General features: G+C 70.9%; 13 protein-coding genes. 12 read left to right on the forward strand and 1 reads right to left on the reverse strand.

Going from position 1 to position 17841, the window contains the following annotated elements:
• The first annotated feature begins 83 nt into the window (after window positions 1-83).
• The 3 genes from upp to ACWA7K_RS20340 all read left to right on the forward strand — a co-directional run bounded on the left by upp (window position 84) and on the right by ACWA7K_RS20340 (window position 4148).
• Window positions 84-659, forward strand: a complete 576-nt coding sequence (upp, locus tag ACWA7K_RS20330) for a uracil phosphoribosyltransferase (RefSeq protein ID WP_456168887.1) — start codon at window positions 84-86, stop codon at window positions 657-659.
• 1105 nt (window positions 660-1764) lie between these two features.
• Window positions 1765-3363: a GGDEF domain-containing protein gene (locus tag ACWA7K_RS20335; protein WP_456163719.1), complete on the forward strand. Its 1599-nt coding sequence runs from the start codon at window positions 1765-1767 to the stop codon at window positions 3361-3363.
• 164 nt (window positions 3364-3527) lie between these two features.
• Window positions 3528-4148 carry a glutathione S-transferase N-terminal domain-containing protein gene (locus ACWA7K_RS20340; RefSeq protein WP_456163721.1) on the forward strand — a complete coding sequence of 207 codons (621 nt, stop codon included), beginning with the start codon at window positions 3528-3530 and terminating at the stop codon, window positions 4146-4148.
• A 29-nt stretch (window positions 4149-4177) separates the two neighbouring features.
• Here ACWA7K_RS20340 and ACWA7K_RS20345 read toward each other — a convergent pair whose 3' ends face one another.
• Window positions 4178-4774: a hypothetical protein gene (locus tag ACWA7K_RS20345; RefSeq protein ID WP_456163723.1), complete on the reverse strand. Its 597-nt coding sequence runs from the start codon at window positions 4772-4774 to the stop codon at window positions 4178-4180.
• A 286-nt stretch (window positions 4775-5060) separates the two neighbouring features.
• On the opposite strand from ACWA7K_RS20345, the gene metX reads away from it, so the two are divergent.
• From metX to ACWA7K_RS20390, 9 genes are all read left to right on the forward strand, one after another.
• Window positions 5061-6194, forward strand: coding sequence for a homoserine O-succinyltransferase MetX (gene metX, locus ACWA7K_RS20350; protein WP_456163725.1), 1134 nt, complete (start codon window positions 5061-5063; stop codon window positions 6192-6194).
• Window positions 6191-6775 carry a methionine biosynthesis protein MetW gene (gene metW / locus ACWA7K_RS20355; RefSeq protein ID WP_456163727.1) on the forward strand — a complete coding sequence of 195 codons (585 nt, stop codon included), beginning with the start codon at window positions 6191-6193 and terminating at the stop codon, window positions 6773-6775. The genes metX and metW overlap by 4 nt, the downstream gene beginning before the upstream one ends.
• Window positions 6776-7030: 255 nt before the next feature.
• On the forward strand, window positions 7031-7639 hold the full coding sequence (locus tag ACWA7K_RS20360; protein WP_456163729.1) for a hypothetical protein: 609 nt from the start codon (window positions 7031-7033) through the stop codon (window positions 7637-7639).
• Entirely contained in the window at window positions 7636-9132 is a 1497-nt protein-coding gene (locus ACWA7K_RS20365) for a M20 family metallopeptidase (RefSeq protein WP_456163731.1), read from the forward strand. Before ACWA7K_RS20360 ends, ACWA7K_RS20365 begins: the two co-directional genes overlap by 4 nt.
• A 4-nt stretch (window positions 9133-9136) precedes the next feature.
• The gene (locus ACWA7K_RS20370) at window positions 9137-10612 is read left to right on the forward strand and encodes a hypothetical protein (protein WP_456163733.1); all 1476 of its coding nucleotides are present in this window, start codon (window positions 9137-9139) and stop codon (window positions 10610-10612) included.
• A gap of 115 nt (window positions 10613-10727) precedes the next feature.
• Window positions 10728-11309: an NnrU family protein gene (locus ACWA7K_RS20375; protein ID WP_456163735.1), complete on the forward strand. Its 582-nt coding sequence runs from the start codon at window positions 10728-10730 to the stop codon at window positions 11307-11309.
• Window positions 11310-11328: 19 nt separating this feature from the next.
• Window positions 11329-13392, forward strand: coding sequence for an ATP-dependent helicase (locus ACWA7K_RS20380; protein WP_456210241.1), 2064 nt, complete (start codon window positions 11329-11331; stop codon window positions 13390-13392).
• A 349-nt stretch (window positions 13393-13741) separates the two neighbouring features.
• Entirely contained in the window at window positions 13742-15616 is a 1875-nt protein-coding gene (locus tag ACWA7K_RS20385) for a S8 family peptidase (protein ID WP_456163739.1), read from the forward strand.
• A gap of 297 nt (window positions 15617-15913) precedes the next feature.
• Window positions 15914-17764 (forward strand): S8 family peptidase, encoded by a 1851-nt coding sequence (locus tag ACWA7K_RS20390; RefSeq protein WP_456210243.1) that lies wholly within the window; start codon window positions 15914-15916, stop codon window positions 17762-17764.
• Window positions 17765-17841 lie beyond the last annotated feature (77 nt).

Here is a 17841-nt window from a genome sequence, read left to right on the forward strand (position 1 = left end):
TGGAGACCCCCGTGAGCACCACCGCCCCGACCCCGCAGGTCCACGTCATCGATCACCCGCTGATCCAGCACAAGCTGACGCTGATGCGCCAGAAGGACCGCTCGACCAGCAGCTTCCGGCGCCTGCTGGGCGAGATCAGCATGTTGATGGCCTACGAGGTCACGCGCGACATGCCGACCCGGCTGATCGAGATCGAGACCCCGCTCGAAACCATGATGAGCCCGGTCATCGAGGGCCGGAAGACCGTGTTCGTCGTCGTGATGCGCGCGGGCAGCGGCTTTCTCGACGGCATGCTGGAAGTGGTGCCTGGCGCGCGGGTCGGCCACATCGGCCTGTACCGCGACCCGAAGACGCTCGGCGCCGTCGAGTACTACTTCAAGATGCCCGGCGACATGCACGAGCGCGATGCCATCGTGCTCGACCCGATGCTGGCGACCGGCAACTCGGCCGCCGCCGCGGTCGAACGGTTGAAGGAGACGCGGCCGCGATCGATCCGGTTCGTCAGCCTGCTGGCGGCGCCGGAAGGCCTGTCACGCTTCCACGCCCACCATCCCGACGTGCCGGTCTACACGGCGGCGATCGACCGGCAACTCAACGACCACGGCTACATCGTGCCGGGCCTGGGCGACGCGGGCGACCGCATGTTCGGCACGCGCTGACCGCGTCTGCCGGTCGGCGCCGACCAGCTCCCGCGGGTGCTGCAAGCCGGCGCCTGCCAGATGGGCGCGCAGCCCTGCGCGAAGGCTGGCCAGCTGATCGGCCGATGGCGCGCCGCTCAGGCGACACCAGTCGGCCCCCGCCGCCAGCGACCGGACGATGTCCTCGACCGTGCCGTGGTGCCCGGCGCAGCCGACGCGGATGCGCTCGCGCAGGCCGACGCCGGCCAGCGTGTCGTGCACCCGCCGCAGGTCGTCCAGGTCGGACGACGTGGGTGCCGATGACGTTGCCGATGCCGAAGCCGTCTCGACGACGATGAAATCCGGCACGACCCGCGTCACCTGCATGGCCTTGACCAGCGCGAACCAGGCCTTGGGCTGGCGCATCGGGGCCGAGAGCCCGGTCGGCTTGCCGCCCGACAGCCGGCGCAGTCGTTCGATCGACAGCATCAGCTCCAGCGAGGTCCCGCACGGCACCGGTTCGTGTTCCGCCGACCCTTGCCAGGGACGCAGCTCGATCATCCCGACCGGACGGCTGGCGGCACGTTCGGCATAACGCTGCAGGTCGAACCGGCCGTGTGCATCGCGGCAGGCCTGGTCGTGGGCGTCGAGCGTCCAGACCGACGGGCCCGTGGCGGCGGTTTCCCCGCGCCATTCGATCACCGGAACCTCGAACGGATGACGGCAGGCCGATGGCGCGCCGATCCGGGTCCGGAAACCGCAGTCGACCGCTGCCTGGCCGGCATGTGGTGACGGCGCGATTGCCGGCCGCGACGGGGTCGACCGGCCGGCGGCCCGTCGCAACAGGGATCGGACCGGCAGCAGGCGGTCCAGCGTCAACAGCCAGGCGGGCATCGCGGGCTCCGGCAGTGGAGGGTGCAGTCGATCCTAGGACCCCGATCCGGCCGGCCAACGTGGCAACAACAGGGTGCGGGTGGCGCTGTTCGTGGCCGAACGGCTGTGGCGTGAAACCCTTCTTGTTACGGCTTCGAACGCCTTGAATGAAAAAACTGCGCAGCAGTTCGCGGACCCATCCGGGCACCCCTGCGGATACTGCAACGCAGTTTTCAAGACGACACACGCCGAGACACCCACCGGGCCCGCCGCCATGTACCGACTCCTCAGCCTCGACGAACTCGACACCGCCTGCGTCGCGCAATGGCGCCAGGGCGCGGTGGAGCGATGCCGCAGCACGGCGCTGATGCTGCGCGGGCGGGCGCAGGACGTCGGCGACCTGCTGCACGAGGGGCGCGCCGAGATGCATCTGGCGCAATGCGCCCAGCGTGAGGCCCGGTACCGCACCGCGATCAGCCATGCGCGTCGGGCGATCGGGCTGGCGCGGCATGAACGCGATGTGGCGCTCGAGATCGAGGCGCTGTCGGTGCTGGCCGCCTCGGCCGCCGTCTCCGGACAGGAAACGGCCGCCGATGAGGCCGGCCAGCTGGCGCGTCGACTGGCCCGCCAGATGGCCGAGCCGCTGGTGACGGTGCAGGCCTGCGACAGCCTGGGCATCGCCCAGCTCTGGATGGAGCAGGCCGAGGCCGCCCGTCAGAGCCTGGCGCAAGGCATCGCGCTGGCGCGCGAATCCGGTCGGGTCGACTGGGAAAGCCACCTGATGATCCACGCCGCCTTCGCCGAGGCGATGTTGCTGGCGCGTGGCTGGGACCTGGCGCAGGGCCTGCCCTCGCTGGCGCGGCGTCGTCAGGTCGAGGTCGCCCACCAGGCCGCGTTGTCGCGCTGCGAGGCGGCGCCGGGCGTCATGGCCGCAGGCACCCAGCGCAGCGGGCGCTTCCTGCTGGCCTGGGTCGACTTCATGCTGGCGATCTGGCGTGGCGAGCCGGCCGATGCCGAAGCCGACCTGCAACGTCTGCAGGCCCTGCTGCCCCAGGAGCGCGCCTGGATGGGCGGCCTGATGCGCTGGGCCCAGGTGGTGCATGCGCTGGCCCTGCGCGAGAACGCCCGTGCCGAAGCCCAGGCGCGGCTGCTGATCGAGACGGCGCACGACATGGGGCACCAGCCGCTGACCGACATCGGTCGGCGTTGCTGGCTGCTGGCGCAGAGCCGGCTCGGCCGCTTCAACCCGATGGAGCTGGCGACGCTGCGACTCGGCGTGCGGCCGGCGGACGAGCCGCTGTCCGGACAGACCGAGGACATGCTCGATTTCGAGCTGCGCATGCGCGATCTCGCCCTGCGCGACGCCGCCCAGATGCCGGTCTGGCGACGCGAGGACAGCCTGACCGGGCTGGCCAGCCGCGACCACTTCCAGTCGCAGACCGAAGAGCTGCTGCAACGCACCGACCCGACCCGCGCGCAGGTTTCGGTGCTGGTGCTGGCGCTTGATCCGGGCCAGGTGCTGGCGGCCCATCACAGCCCGCTGGTGCGCGACCGGGTGCTGTGCACGCTGGCCGCGCTGATGCGGCAGGTGCTGCGCGCGGGCGATCTGCCGGCGCGCTGGAGTCACGACGAGCTGGCCGCGCTGCTGCACCGGGCCAGCGGCGAGGACGTCGCCCGGGTCTGCGAACGCATCCAGACGGCGGTGCGCGAGCACGACTGGTCGACCATCGCAAGCGGGCTGGACGTGCGGGTCTGCCTGGGCCATGCCAGCGCCCGTGTCGGCGACACGCTCGACGCGCTGATGCGGCGCTGCGAGTCGTCGCGCTTCGCCAGCCTGCGGCGCGAGTACCGCAAGGTCGTGCACGCGGCCTGAGCAGCCCGGGCGCTGCCTGCCACAAACCGGCTCCCGATGGCGGTTGGCCGCGAGAGGTGTCGCGTGCCTGCCGCTGCGCCGCCGACCGGGACACGGCCGGAAAGGCCGATGGATAGAATGAATTCTCGAGGTCCGGACCGCCGGATCCACCTGCCGTACCCGCCATGAGACTCATCGCTTCGCTGACCAGCCCCTATGCCCGCAAGGTGCGCATCGTGCTGGCCGAGAAGAAGCTCGACTACAAGCTCGAGCTCGACGACCCGTGGTCCGCCACCCCCGCCGTCATCGCCCACAACCCGCTCGGCAAGGTCCCTTGCCTCCTGTTGGAGGGCGGTGATGCGCTCTACGACTCGCGGGTCATCGTCGAATATGTCGACACCCTCTCGCCGCTGGGTCGCCTGATCCCCGAACGGGGCCGCGAACGCGCCGAGGTGCGGACCTGGGAAGCGCTGGCCGATGGCGTGCTGGACGCCGCCGTCGCCGCCCGCATGGAAAGTGTCTGGCCGAAGCGCGAGGCCCATCAGCGCAGTTCCGCCTGGATCGAGCGCCAGAGGGCCAAGATCGACGTGTCGGTCGCGGCCATGGCCGATCACCTGCAGGACAAGGCGTGGTTCTGCGGCCTGCACCTGTCGCTGGCCGACATCGCGATCGGCTGCGCGCTGGGTTACCTGGACTTCCGTTTCCCGGACGTGAACTGGCGCGAGCGCCACCCCGGCCTCGTCCGCCTGATGGACAAGCTGAGCCAGCGCCCGAGCTTCGTCCAGACCCTGCCGCCGACGACCTGACCGGACCAGCCCTGACGCGTCAGGCCTCGTCAGGCCGGACGTGTCAGCGGCGCCGACATCGGCAGCACCAGCTCGACCTGCAGCTGCTGGCCTTCCTGGGCGATGTCCAGTTGCGCGCCCAGCCGCGTGCAGAGCTGTCGCAAGCGCCGTTCGCAGCGTGGATGGGGGCTGGCGCGCGTTGCCAGTCTCAGGCGCAGATGAGCGCCGGTCTCGCCGTCCAGGCGGTCCAGGTCGACCCGCACGATCGTGTCCGCCCGTGGCTCATGGCCCGCGAGCAGCTGCACGGCGGCATCGAGGGTCCGGTGCAGCAGGTCGGCCTGCGGCTCGCTCAACCGGGCATCGCGCACCGCCATCTCGACGTGTCCGGACCAGTCTCCCGGCAACCGTGCGCCGGCCACCTGCGAAGTGCCCAGTCGCGCCGGGACGACGACCCGCTGGCGAACCTGCAGGTTCGAGGCCCGGCACATCGCCAGCGCGACCAGCAGCAGCGTGGTCAACACCAGCGCCGCCTGCGCCCAGCCGTCCTCGCTGCGCAGACGGGCCAGCAACGGCAACCCGATGCCGAGCGCGAGCACCGCCGCCACGACCGGCAGGCGCGGGCGGTTCGTGCGCAGCAAGGAGGACACGGGGCAGGGCTTCAAGGCTGTGGAATCTGCGGCGGAAGTCGGTGCAAACCTGCATGAAATTGTCCCGTCGCCGTCAGGGGCCGCACACCCCAGGGACACGGGGGCGCCGGGCGCCTTCCCGCACGCGCAAAACCCAGGCGGCGAGGCCGGCAGGCCGGCGTTAAACTGCCTGCAGCGCCGATTTGGTCCGGCTTGCGGGCGCTCTAGAAATTCCGCTAAAGGGGGACACCCGCGAACCCGGTGTCCGCTTCGAGGCGGCGCCGGGTTTTTTTGTGGATCGGGATCGATGCAGACACTCGGGCACGTGACGCCCCAGACCATGGCCTTCGACGAGCCGCTGCCGCTGCGCAGCGGCGCGACGCTCGGGCCCTACGAGCTGGTCTACGAGACCTACGGCACGCTCAACGCCGACCGCAGCAACGCGGTGCTGGTGTGCCACGCGCTCAACGCCAGCCACCACGTCGCCGGCACCTATGCGGGGCAGGACCGCAGCCAGGGCTGGTGGGACAACCTGGTCGGGCCGGGCAAGCCGCTGGACACCAACCGCTTCTTCGTCATCGGCGTCAACAACCCGGGTTCGTGTTTCGGCTCCACCGGACCGACCCACCGGAACCCGGCCACCGGTCAGCCCTATGGCGCCGACTTCCCGGTCGTCACGGTCGAGGACTGGGTCGACGCGCAGGCCCGCCTGATCGACCGGCTCGGCATCGGCCAGCTGGCGGCGGTGATGGGCGGCAGCCTGGGCGGCATGCAGGCGCTGAGCTGGACGCTGCGCCACCCGGATCGCGTGCGGCATGCGCTGGTGATCGCCAGCGCGCCCAACCTGTCGGCCCAGAACATCGCCTTCAACGAGGTCGCGCGGCGCGCCATCGTCACCGACCCCGACTTCCACGGCGGCCACTTCTACGCCCACGGCGTCGTGCCCAAGCGCGGGCTGACGGTGGCCCGGATGATCGGCCACATCACCTACCTGTCGGACGACTCGATGGAAGAGAAGTTCGGCCGCGCACTGCGTGCCGCCGAACTGGCCTACAGCACGCAGCAGATCGAGTTCCAGATCGAGAGCTACCTGCGCTACCAGGGCGACAAGTTCAGCGAGTACTTCGACGCCAACACCTACCTGCTGATCACGCGTGCGCTCGACTACTTCGACCCGGCCGGCGAGTTCGGCGGCAACCTCAGCGCCGCGCTGGCGCGGGCCCGCGCGAAGTTCCTGGTCGTGAGCTTCACGACCGACTGGCGCTTCTCGCCGCAGCGCTCGCGCGAGATCGTCAAGGCGCTGGTCGACAACCGCCACGACGTCAGCTACGCCGAGATCGCCGCGCCGCACGGCCACGACGCCTTCCTGCTCGACGATCCGCGCTACCACGCGGTCGTGCGCAGCCGCTACGACCGCATCGCCCAGGAGATCGGGGCATGACCCGGCGCCAGACCCTCGACACGATCGCCCGCCTGGTGCCCGAAGGCAGCCGCGTGCTGGACCTCGGCTGCGGCGGCGGCGCGCTGCTGGCGCTGCTGCAGCGCGAGCGCGGCTGTACCGGCTATGGCGTGGAACTCGACGACGCCAAGCTGCACGACTGCGTCCAGCGCGGCGTCAACGTGCTGCAGCTGAACCTGGAAGAGGGCCTGGCCCTGTTCGAGGACAACAGCTTCGACGTCGTCCTGCAGCTCGACACGCTGCAGAACCTGCGCAACACCGAGGCGATGCTGCGCGAGACCGCACGGGTCGGCCGCATCGGCATCGTCTCGTTCCCGAACTTCGCGCACTGGCCCAACCGCCTGTCGGTGCTGCGCGGGCGCATGCCGGTCACCAAGACGCTGCCTTACCAGTGGTACGACACGCCCAACATCCGCGTGGGCACCTACGCCGATTTCGAGGTGCTGGCCGAGCAATGCGGCCTGCGCATCCTCGAATCCTTCGGCCTGCACGAGGGCCGCGTCGTCACGCGCCACCCGAACCTGATGGCCAGCACGGCGGTGTTCAAGTTCCAGCGCGGCTGAAGCCGCCGCGTTCGTTACCGGGTGTTTCGGCCGGTCGCCGGCTGCAAGCGCAGCGCAATCGGTTGATGGGCCGGAAAGGCCGATGGGCACGGGCTTGTCGCGCGATCGGATGCCTGCGAACGGTGGCTGGAAAGTTCCCGATCTGGCAAATCCGCGCGTCGTTTACGGCTTGATACAGGCGCTTCGTGCGGTCCGGCACACGATGACGCCAAGCTGACGCGATGCCGCTTCGCGTCGAACACCGGAGAGTCCCTCATGGTTCGTCACCTGCTGTCCCAGACCGCCGATGCCGCCCGCGAAGTCGCCCGTGTCGGCCACGCCTCACCCGAGGCGGCCGGTACCGCCATCCCCTGGCGCAGCTGGCTGACCGGCTGCATGGCGGTCGTGATGCTGGCGGCCGGGGCGGTCCGGGTCGAGGCCTACGAACAGCGGCGTCGCAGCAGTCACGGCGACGCCGCGCGGACGATCGAGCGCCTGAAGAGCGCCGCCGGCGTTCACGGCCTCGCGGTCGTCGCCGTGATCCCGATGCCCGGGCACGCCGACCTGGTCGTGCTGGGGCCGCATCCGGGCGAGACCGCCGTCGTCCAGCACGACCACGTCCACGAGGCGTCCCACGAACTGGCCTTGCCGCTGGCGCTGCATGTGCGGCCGACCGAGGACGGCCACGCCGAGATCAGCTTCCACGACCTGGGCCTGCCCGGCGCGCAGACCCTGCCGGGCGAGCTGCGCGATGGCCTGGCGGTGTTGCCGGCCCTGGTCGGCACGGCGCTCGCCGAGGGTGATCGCGGGGCGCACGGGCCGGCACGGCGTCTAGACTGGTCCTCCGGACGGCCGCATGGCGCTGTCCCGAGGACCCCCGCATGAGCCACGTCATCGACCGCGCCCCGGCGCTCGACCTGTCGCGCCTGGCGCGCGAGCTGTCCCTGACCTGGGACGCCGACATCCTGCCCGAGCTGCGCGACTACATCGCCGTGCCGGCCAAGAGCCCCATGTTCGACCCGCAGTGGTCCGAACACGGCCACCTCGACACGGTGGTGCGGCGCGCGGCGGCCTGGGCCGAATCGCGCCGCGTGCGCGGGCTGAAGCTGGAGGTCGTGCGGCTGAACGACGCTGCCGGCCGGCCCCGCACGCCGGTCATCTTCTTCGAGGTCCCCGCGACCCGCGCCGAACCGGCCGGCTCGGCTGCGCCGACCGTGCTGATGTACGGCCACCTGGACAAGCAGCCCGAGTTCACCGGCTGGCGCCACGATCTCGGTCCGTGGACGCCCAAGGTCGACGACGACCGGCTGTATGGCCGAGGCGGCGCCGACGACGGCTACGCGATCTACGCCAGCATCGCGGCGATCGAGGCGATCCAGGCCCAGGGTGTGGGCCATCCGCGCCTGGTCGGCCTGATCGAGACCTGCGAGGAAAGCGGTTCGCACGACCTGCCGCCGTATCTCGATGCGCTGCGCGACCGGCTGGGCGAGGTCAGCCTCGTCGTCTGCCTCGATTCCGGCGCCGGCAACTACGACCAGCTGTGGCTGACCACCAGCCTGCGCGGCAACGTCACCGGCACGCTGCGCGTCGAGGTGATCGAGGAGGGCGTGCATTCCGGCGAGGCCAGCGGCGTCGTGCCGTCGAGCTTCCGCGTGCTGCGCCAGGTGCTGGACCGGCTCGAGGACAGCCACACCGGCCGCCTGCTGCCGGCCAGCCTGCATGCCGAGATCCCGCCCGAGCGCATCGCCCAGGCGCGCGCGGCGGCCGGCCGGCTGGGGGATGCCGTCTGGAAGGGCCTGCCCTGGTCCTGCGGGCTGGACGGCAACCCCGTGCTGCCGACCACCACCGACCCGGTCGAGGCGCTGCTCAACCGCACCTGGCGCCCGACCCTGTCGGTGACCGGCGCCGAAGGCTTCCCGGCCATCGCCAGCGCCGGCAACGTGCTGCGGCCGTGGAGCGCCTTCAAGCTCAGCCTGCGCCTGCCGCCGACGGTCGACGGGCCGGCCGCCGGGCGCGAGCTCAAGCGGCTGCTGGAGCTCGATCCGCCCTACAACGCCCGCGTCACCTTCGTGCCCGATGGCCGCGCCGGTGCCGAAGGGGCCACCGGCTGGGACGCGCCGAGCCTGCAGCCGTGGCTGGAACGCAGCCTGGAATCGGCCTCGCAGGCCCACTTCGGCGCGCCGCTCGGCTACATCGGCCAGGGCGGCACGATCCCGCTGATGAACCTGCTGGCGCAGGGCTTCCCGAAGGCGCAGATGCTGGTCTGCGGCGTGCTCGGCCCGAAGAGCAACGCACACGGCCCGAACGAGTTCCTGCACCTGCCCTATGCCCGGCGCCTGACGGCGGCGGTGGCGCAGGTGATCGCCGAACACCCCTGACGGGATGCGCTCGCTGAACCGCGCGCTGGCCTGGTCGGCCGCGCTGGCGCTGGGCGTGTCGACCGCCTGGGCAGCCGCGGCCGCCGAGATCCCGACCCGCAGCAGCCTGGGCTTCGAGCGTGTGACCTTGCCAGGCGGCGAGGGCATGGGCCTGCTGTCCGGTGCGCTGCTGTTCGAGACGGCCGACGGGCTGTGGGCCGGCCCTGCCGTCCACGGCGCGGCCAGCGGCCGGCGCGGCGGCCTGTTCGTCGGCGGGGTGCAGGTCGAACGCGACTGGCGCCTGGGCCAGGGCCGGACCCTGACGGCTGGCCTCTACGCCGGTGGCGGCGGTGGCGCGGCGGCACCGGTCGGCGGCGGGCTGATGCTGCGGCCGGCGCTGACGCTGTGGCAACGCACCGGCCCGGGCTGGCAGATCGGCTTGAGCGGCTCGCAAGTCTCTTTCCCCAGCGGCGACATCCGCAGCCGCCAGTTCGGCGTGGCGCTGGCCTGGGACGGTGCCTTCCGTCACCTCGGCCCGACCGGTGACGAGGTGCTCGCGCCCGGCCAGCGCAGCGGCCTGGGGCTGGACCGCATGGCCGGTACCTGGCTGGACGTCTCGATCGCGACGGCGGCCGGCCCGCGCCGCCGCATCGGCCTGCTGGGCGCGCGGGCCGAGCGGCTCGACGCCGACAGCGGCCTGAGCTGGGGCATCGAGTCGGCCGCCGCCGCACGCGGCGATGCCGCCGGCTACATGGAGATCCTCGCCAGCGCCGCCGCCAGCATCGCGCCGCTGCCGCAGCTCGCGCCGTCGCTGCGCGGCAGCGTGCGCCTGTCGGCCGGTCTGGGCGGCGGTGGTTCGGTGCCGACCGGTGGCGGGCCGATCGGCCGGGTCGTCGCCGGCCTGCAGGCGAGCCCGGCCGACGGCTGGCATGCGGGGGTCGAGGCGGGTGTGCTGCGCGGGCTGGACAGCCCCTTGCGTGCGCGCGTCGCCGGGGCCTGGCTGGCCTTCGACCTGGAGCGCCTGGGCGCCGCCGCGAGCCTGCCGCCCGGACCGCCGGTCCGCACCGACGCCTCCGCCGCGCTGCTGCACTACACCGGCGTGCGCCGCAACGACGGCCGCACGCTGGCGCTGGACACGATCGGGCTGAAGCTCAACCGCTACCTCGGCGAGCACCTGTACCTGAGCGGCCAGGCGCACAGCGCCTTTGCCGGCCAGGCCGGCGCGTTCTCGATCGGGCTGATCGGTGCGGGCCTGTCGGCGCGTCCGGCACCCGGCTGGCAGATCGGTGCCGAGGCGCTGGCCGGTGCGGCCGGCGGTGGCGGTGTCGCGACTGGCGGTGGCCTGCTGCTGCAAGGCATCGCCTGGGCCGGCTGGCAGCCGGACGGCGCGACCGGTGAATGGCGCGCCGGCATCGGTCAGGCGCGTGGCCGGCAAGGGGGCGTGTCGACGCCGGTGGTCGAACTCGGCTGGGCCCGGCGCTTCGAGCTGGGCGGGCGCTGAGACGCCGTCTGCATCCGGCTCGACCAGCGACAGGGACGGCACGAAGCGACTGCCATCGGGCTGGCCCGACAATGCGCGCCTTCGGCCGCGCGGGTGGCCGCTGGAGCTACGAGCCATGACGATCCTGATCCTCGGAATGCTGCTGTTTCTCGGTGCCCATTCGGTGCGCATCGTGGCCGACGACTGGCGTGCGCGCCAGATCGCCCGGCTGGGCGAAGGTGCCTGGAAGGGCGGCTACACGGTGGTCTCGCTGCTCGGCTTCGGCCTGATCATCTGGGGCTACGGGCTGGCGCGGCTCGAACCCGTGGCGCTGTGGACACCCTGGATCGGCGGGCGTCACCTCGCGGCGCTGCTGACGCTGATCGCCTTCGTGCTGCTGGTGGCCGCCTACGTGCCGGGCAACGCGATCAAGGCGCGGCTGGGGCATCCGATGGTGCTGGCCGTCAAGGTCTGGGCGCTGGCCCACCTGCTGGCCAACCACACCTTGGCCGACCTGGTGCTGTTCGGCGGTTTCCTGGTCTGGGCCGTGCTGGACTTCCGCAGCGCGCGTCGCCGTCCGGCTGCCGCGCCGGTGGCCACCAGCGGCTTGCGCACCGCCCTGGTGGTGGTCATCGGGCTGCTGGCCTGGGCCGGCTTCGCGATGTGGGCGCATGGCGCCTGGATCGGCGTGCGCCCGTTCGGCGGCGCAGCGGCCTGACGGCATCGTCCAGCGGAACATGGCCGAAGCCCCGTCGACCCTCAACCCCGCCCAGATGGAGGCGGTCAACCACCTAGCCACGCCCTGTCTGGTGCTGGCCGGGGCCGGTTCGGGCAAGACGCGCGTCATCACCCAGAAGATCGCCCGGCTGCTGCAGGTGGGCCTGCGGCCCGAGCAGATCGCCGCCATCACCTTCACCAACAAGGCCGCGCAGGAGATGCGCGAGCGGGCCCGCCAGCTGGTCGGCGCGCGGGCGGCGCAGAAGCTGGTGATCGCGACCTTCCACTCGCTGGGCGTGCGCATGCTGCGCGAGGACGGCGAGGCGCTCGGGCTGAAGCCGCAGTTCTCGATCCTCGATGCCGACGACGTGCTGGGCGTGCTGCGTGATGCCGGCGGCACCACCGACGCGGCCGTGGCGCGGCGCTGGCAATGGACCATCAGCCTGTGGAAGAACCAGGGCCTGACCTGGGAACAGGCCGAGGCTGCTGCCAAGGACGCCGACGAGGTCCAGGCCGCGCGCGTCATGAAGCTCTACCACGAGCGCCTGTCGGCCTACCAGGCGGTCGATTTCGACGACCTGATCGGCCTGCCGCTCAAGCTGCTGCTGACGGTCGACGCGGCGCGGCTGAAGTGGCAGACCCAGCTGCGCCACGTGCTGGTCGACGAGTACCAGGACACCAACGCGACGCAGTACGAGATGCTCAAGGCGATCGTCGGCCCCGACGGCGTCTTCACGGCGGTGGGCGACGACGACCAGAGCATCTACGGCTGGCGCGGCGCGACGATCGAGAACCTCAAGCGCCTGCCGCAGGACTACCCCAAGCTCAAGGTCATCCCGCTGGAGCAGAACTACCGCTCGACCGGCGCGATCCTGAACGCGGCCAACAACGTCATCGCGCTGAACCCGAAGATCTTCCAGAAGAAGCTGTGGAGCGAGTTCGGCGAGGGCGAGCCGGTGCGGGTCATCCAGTGCGACCAGGAGGAGCACGAGGCCGAACGCGCGGTGGCGCGCATCCAGGGCATCCGCGCCAACGCGACCGGCGCCTACACCGGCACGACCGAGTGGCGCGACTTCGCCATCCTCTACCGGGCCAACCACCAGAGCCGCAAGCTCGAGGAGGCGCTGCGCAAGGCCCAGATTCCCTACAAGGTCTCGGGCGGCCAGAGCTTCTTCGACCGCGCCGAGATCAAGGACCTCTGCGCCTGGCTGCGCCTGCTGGTCAACCAGGACGACGACCCGGCCTTCCTGCGCGCGGTCACCACGCCCAAGCGCGGCATTGGCCACACGACGCTCGGTGCGCTGGGCGAGTTCGCCGGCAAGTGGAAGGTCAGCCTGTTCGAGGCGCTGTTCCAGGAGTCGCTGGCCGCCGTGCTGGGCGCCAAGGCGATCGGCTCGCTGCACGAGTTCGGTCGCTACGTGAACGACCTGCAGCACAGCGCCCGCCACACCGTCGGCGGCGAGGCCGCCAAGCCGATGCTGATGGCCTGGCTGAAGGAGATCGGCTACGAGCAGTTCCTCTACGACGGCGAGGAAAACGAGAAGGTCGCCGCCGCGCGCTGGAACAACGTCATCGACTTCGTCGACTGGATCGCGCGCCGCTGCGGCGGCCAGATCGAGAACGACGGCGGCGTCACGACCGAGACCGAGCGCAAGAGCGTGCTCGACATCGCGCAGTCGATCAGCGTGATCCTGAGCCTGGCCGAACGCGGCGAGGACCAGAACATGGTCACGCTGTCGACGCTGCACGCCAGCAAGGGCCTGGAGTGGCCGCACGTCGTGCTGGTCGGCGTCAACGAGGGCACGCTGCCCTTCAAGCGCGACGAGGAGGACATGACGGTCGAGCGGCTCGAAGAGGAGCGCCGCCTCATGTACGTGGGCATCACCCGCGCCCGCCGCACCCTGCTGGTCAGCACCCTGCTGCGCCAGAAACGCGGACGCGAGATCCGCAAGGCGATTCCCAGCCGCTTCATCGCCGAGATGAAGCTCGACGAGCGCACCGCGCGCGAAGACCCGCGCGAGAAGCTCAAGGCGCTGCGCGCCGAGTTCGCCGCCCGCGCGGCGCAGGCCGCCAAGCCGGTCTGAACGTCATCGACAAACGGTCGACAGACCCGTTCTTGTCCAAGACCCTTTGAGATTCAGGGTCTTGCGGCCATCCCGACGGCCGGTTCCCCCAACTTTTTTTTCGTGACCCATTTCCGCCCCAGGCGGGGATTGGGTGGGTGGTCACCCGTCTTTTCCGGCGTTGAGGCAGATCAAGTCCATGCGATCTTCCACTCTGGGCGCAACGTGGGTGACAGCGGTGGGTCATTTGCTTCAAGTTGTTCCCAGTTGGGTGTAATGGCCGAAACAGGCCGTGAATCCGTCTCACTTCATGGCTTGATTCGTCATAAAGGTGGGATAAAGTCCCATCCAACAAAACGAGGGACCCACCATGAATGCGACTTTCTTCACGAACAGCGGCCGACTGACTTCGGCTGGCTGGGTGCTGGCACCCGTCGCAGCGTGGGCCGTCGCCGGGCTGCTGGCGACGCCGGCGCAGGCCTTCCAGTCGGATGACGCGGCTCGACAGACGCCGCGCAGCGCCCGCATCGCGGTGGCCGAGCCGGAGGCCGAAACCGACCGCCTGATCGTCAAGTACCGCAGCGCCGCCAACCGCGACGACCTGAGCGTGCGGGCCCAGGACGGCCTGCGCGTGGCCGGCAACCGGGCCGGCCTGCTGCTGGAGCGGGTGCGCGGGCATTCGTCGGGCGGGCATGTGGTGAAGGCGAACCGCAAGCTCAAGATCTCCGAGATGCGCCGTCTGGCCGACGACCTGCGCAACGGCGATGCCGACATCGAATACGTCGAACCGGACCGGATGCTGCAGGCCCAGTTCCTGCCGAACGATCCGCAGTTCGGCACCCAGTGGCACTACACCGACACGGTGGCCGGCATCCGCCTGCCGGCTGCCTGGGACAAGAGCACCGGCGCGGGTGTGCGCGTGGCCGTCATCGACACCGGCGTGCGCCCCCATGCCGACCTGGCCGCCAACCTGCTGCCGGGCTACGACTTCATCACCGACAAGGTCGTCGCCAACGACGGCAACGGCCGTGACAGCGACCCGTCCGATCCGGGCGACTGGCGCGTGGCCGGCGAGTGCGGCACCTCCTCGCCGGCCGCCAACAGCAGCTGGCATGGCACGCACGTGGCCGGCACGATCGCCGCCGTCACGAACAACGGCACCGGCGTGGCGGGTGTCGCCTACGGCGCCAAGGTCGTGCCGGTGCGCGTGCTGGGCAAGTGCGGCGGCTACACCTCGGACATCGCCGACGCGATCGTCTGGGCCTCGGGCGGCACCGTCACCGGCGTGCCGGCCAACCCCTACCCGGCGCGGGTGCTGAACCTGTCGCTGGGCGGACTCGGGGCCTGTGACGTGACGACCCAGAACGCCATCAACAGCGCCCGCAGCCGCGGTGCGGTGGTGGTCGTCGCGGCCGGCAACGCCGGCACCGACGCGGGGCTCTACAGCCCGTCGAGCTGCAGCGGCGTGATCGTCGTCTCGGCCGTGGGCCGCACCGGCGCCCTGGCGTCCTACTCGAACTTCGGCGCGGCGGTCGACGTGGCGGCGCCGGGCGGCGACGGCACCGACACGATCCTGTCGACCCTGAACACCGGCACCACCAAGCCCGGCACCGACACCTATTCCGGCTATCGCGGCACGTCGATGGCGACGCCGCACGTCGCCGGTGTCGTCGCGCTGATGCTGGCGCGCAATGCGGCGCTGACGCCTGACCAGGTCGAGACGCGCCTGAAGAGCAGCGCGGCAGCGCGCGGCTTCCCTCTCGGCTGCTCGCAGTGCGGGACCGGCATCGTCGACGCCAGCGCCGCGATCGACGCCGCCCTGGGCATCGCGACGCCGACGCCCACGCCGACCCCGACCCCGACCCCGACGACCACCACCAACGTCGCCGAGGTCGAACCCAACGAGACGCTGGCGACGGCGCAGTCGGTCACCGGCAACCCGGTGCAGGTCAACGCCAGCCTGGGCAGCCTGACCGACATGGACCACTTCAAGTTCACGATCGCCGCCGGCAAGACCCTGGCCCTGACGCTGCAACCGGGCGCCAACTCCGACTTCGACCTGCAGGTCTACAACAGCGGCGGGACGATGGTCGCGCAGAGCAACAACGGCACCGGCACGGCCGACTCGGTCACGCTGCTGAACTCCGGCACGGCCGCCATCACCGTCGTTGCCCGGATCGTCTACTACAGCGGCAACGTCGGCGCGACCACCGGCGGCGCCTACACGCTGAAGGCGAGCCAGTGACGCCCTGACGCGCACCGGGCGGCTGTCGGCCGCCTGACCCTGGACCCCTGAACCGGCCCGTCGCGCCCTGCGCGACGGGCCTTTTCTCTTTTTGTCCGCCGATGTCGTGCGACGCCGTCGATATTTCCCAAGCGATATTCAGCTTGAATGGTTTTCAAACCCCGCCAATACTGGATTGGCAGGGGTTTCAGAGGTTTTCTCTGTTCCCTTGTGGGTGTTTTGTTCCATCTCTTCTTCGGGTATGTCTGAAGGGGTTTGATGGACATACGTCAATCCATGACCTTCAAGGCAACAATGATGAATAAAACTTCTCCCTATTCTGGTCATCCGCGGCACGGCGGCCGCTGGAAGGCGGTCGTCTTCGCCCTGTCGATGCTGGCGCTGGGCCATGCCGAGGCGGTGCAGCGTGGCGGCCCGACCGCGAACCCGGCGAGTCCCCAGGCAACCTCCCAGGCGAGCCTCCAGGCGGAGGGCGGGCTGTCCGACCGGCTGATCATCAAGATGCGCGACGGCGCAGCGGCGGCCGTTCCGGATCCGAGTTCCCGTGTCGGCGTGAACGTGGCCAGCAACCGGGCCGGCATCCGCATGTCCCGGCTGCGAGGCATGGCCGGCAATGGCGCGCACGTCATGAAACTCGACCGTCGCCTCGACATGGCGTCGCTGCAGAAACTGGCCGACGAGATCAAGGCGTCCGACAGCGCGATCGAATATGTCGAACCCGACCGGCTGATGCAGCCGCAGTGGTTACCCAACGACCCGATGCTGGCGCAGCAGTGGAATCTCACCGAGGCGGTCGCCGGCCTGAACCTGACGTCCGCCTGGGATCTGGGCACCGGCGCCGGCGTGGTCGTCGCGGTGATCGACACCGGCGTGCGTCCGCATGCCGACCTGGTGGCCAACCTGCTGCCGGGTTACGACTTCATCAGCTCGACCGCCATCTCGAACGACGGTGACGGCCGCGATGCCGACGCCAGCGACCCGGGCGACTGGAACGCCGCCGGCGACTGCGGCACCGGCAGCACGCCGAGCCCCAGCAGCTGGCACGGCACGCACGTCGCCGGCACGATTGCCGCCGTGGCGAACAACGGCATCGGCGTGGCCGGCGTTGCGCCGGGCGCGCGCATCCTGCCGCTGAGGGTGATTGGCCGCTGCGGCGGCTACACGTCCGACATCGCCGACGCGATCGTCTGGGCGGTCGGCGGAGCGGTGCCGGGCCTGCCGGTCAACCCGAACCCGGCCAAGGTCCTGAACCTGTCGCTGGGCATGGCGCGTTCGTGTGAACTGGTGACGCTGGGCGCAATCGGTGTGGCGCGCCTGAAGGGCGCCGTGGTGGTGGTGTCGGCCGGCAATTCGGCCGCCGACGTCTCCGGCTTCAGTCCGGCGGGCTGCCCGGGCGTGATCTCGGTCGCGGCCGTCGACCGCAAGGGCGCACGCGCCTGGTATTCGAACTACGGCGCCTCGGTGGCGGTCGCCGCGCCGGGCGGTGACAGCGTCGAGGAGATCCTCTCGACCTGGAACCTGGGTGCCGCAGGGCCGGCCGCCGACGGCTATCACGCCTACAGCGGCACGTCGATGGCCGCGCCGCACGTGGCCGGCGTGGTCGCGCTGATGCTGGGTCGCAACCCGACGCTGAACTCGGTCGAGGTCGAGCAGCTGCTGAAGACGAGCGCCGCGGCCCGCGGCTTCCCGGTCGCCTGCAGCCAGTGCGGCGCCGGCATCGTCGATGCCCGCCGGGCGATCGAGGCGGCCGGCGGCACGGCCACGCCGCCGGCACCCGGCGTCACGGCGGTCGCCGAAGTCGAGTCCAACGACACGATGGCCAAGGCCCAGACGCTGACGGCCTTGCCGGTCCAGGTCAACGGCACGATCGCGTCGTGGACCGACGTCGACCACTACCGCGTGGTCGTCCCGTCCGGCAAGACGCTGACCGCGTCGCTGACGTCGAATGGCGCGTCCGACTACGACCTGCTGGCCGTCGACACCGGCGGCTTCCGCTTGGCGCAAAGCATCCTCGGCAAGGGCAAGGTCGACACCGTGCGCCTGTCCAACACCAGCGCGAACCCGAAGACGATGGTGCTGCGGGTCTACCGCTTCATCGGCCTGACCGGCTCGGCCGGCACGTACTCGCTGGTGGTCTCGCAGGACTGACCTGAGCGATCTGTGCAACACCCGCCGACGTGGCCGCGACCGCGTCGGCGTACCGGCATCACCTGCCGGTTCCCGAC

It is taken from the genome of Leptothrix mechoopdaensis (SeqCode), assembly GCF_053893855.1.

Coding starts and splice junctions, on each gene's coding strand:
- ACWA7K_RS20370 (WP_456163733.1), top strand. CDS start 9,137: ATGCGCTCGCTGAACCGCGCGCTGGCCTGGTCGGCCGCGCTGGCGCTG.
- ACWA7K_RS20335 (WP_456163719.1), top strand. CDS start 1,765: ATGTACCGACTCCTCAGCCTCGACGAACTCGACACCGCCTGCGTCGCG.
- upp (WP_456168887.1), top strand. CDS start 84: ATGCGCCAGAAGGACCGCTCGACCAGCAGCTTCCGGCGCCTGCTGGGC.
- ACWA7K_RS20380 (WP_456210241.1), top strand. CDS start 11,329: ATGGCCGAAGCCCCGTCGACCCTCAACCCCGCCCAGATGGAGGCGGTC.
- ACWA7K_RS20365 (WP_456163731.1), top strand. CDS start 7,636: ATGAGCCACGTCATCGACCGCGCCCCGGCGCTCGACCTGTCGCGCCTG.
- ACWA7K_RS20375 (WP_456163735.1), top strand. CDS start 10,728: ATGACGATCCTGATCCTCGGAATGCTGCTGTTTCTCGGTGCCCATTCG.
- ACWA7K_RS20390 (WP_456210243.1), top strand. CDS start 15,914: ATGAATAAAACTTCTCCCTATTCTGGTCATCCGCGGCACGGCGGCCGC.
- metX (WP_456163725.1), top strand. CDS start 5,061: ATGCAGACACTCGGGCACGTGACGCCCCAGACCATGGCCTTCGACGAG.
- ACWA7K_RS20340 (WP_456163721.1), top strand. CDS start 3,528: ATGAGACTCATCGCTTCGCTGACCAGCCCCTATGCCCGCAAGGTGCGC.
- ACWA7K_RS20385 (WP_456163739.1), top strand. CDS start 13,742: ATGAATGCGACTTTCTTCACGAACAGCGGCCGACTGACTTCGGCTGGC.
- ACWA7K_RS20360 (WP_456163729.1), top strand. CDS start 7,031: ATGGTTCGTCACCTGCTGTCCCAGACCGCCGATGCCGCCCGCGAAGTC.
- metW (WP_456163727.1), top strand. CDS start 6,191: ATGACCCGGCGCCAGACCCTCGACACGATCGCCCGCCTGGTGCCCGAA.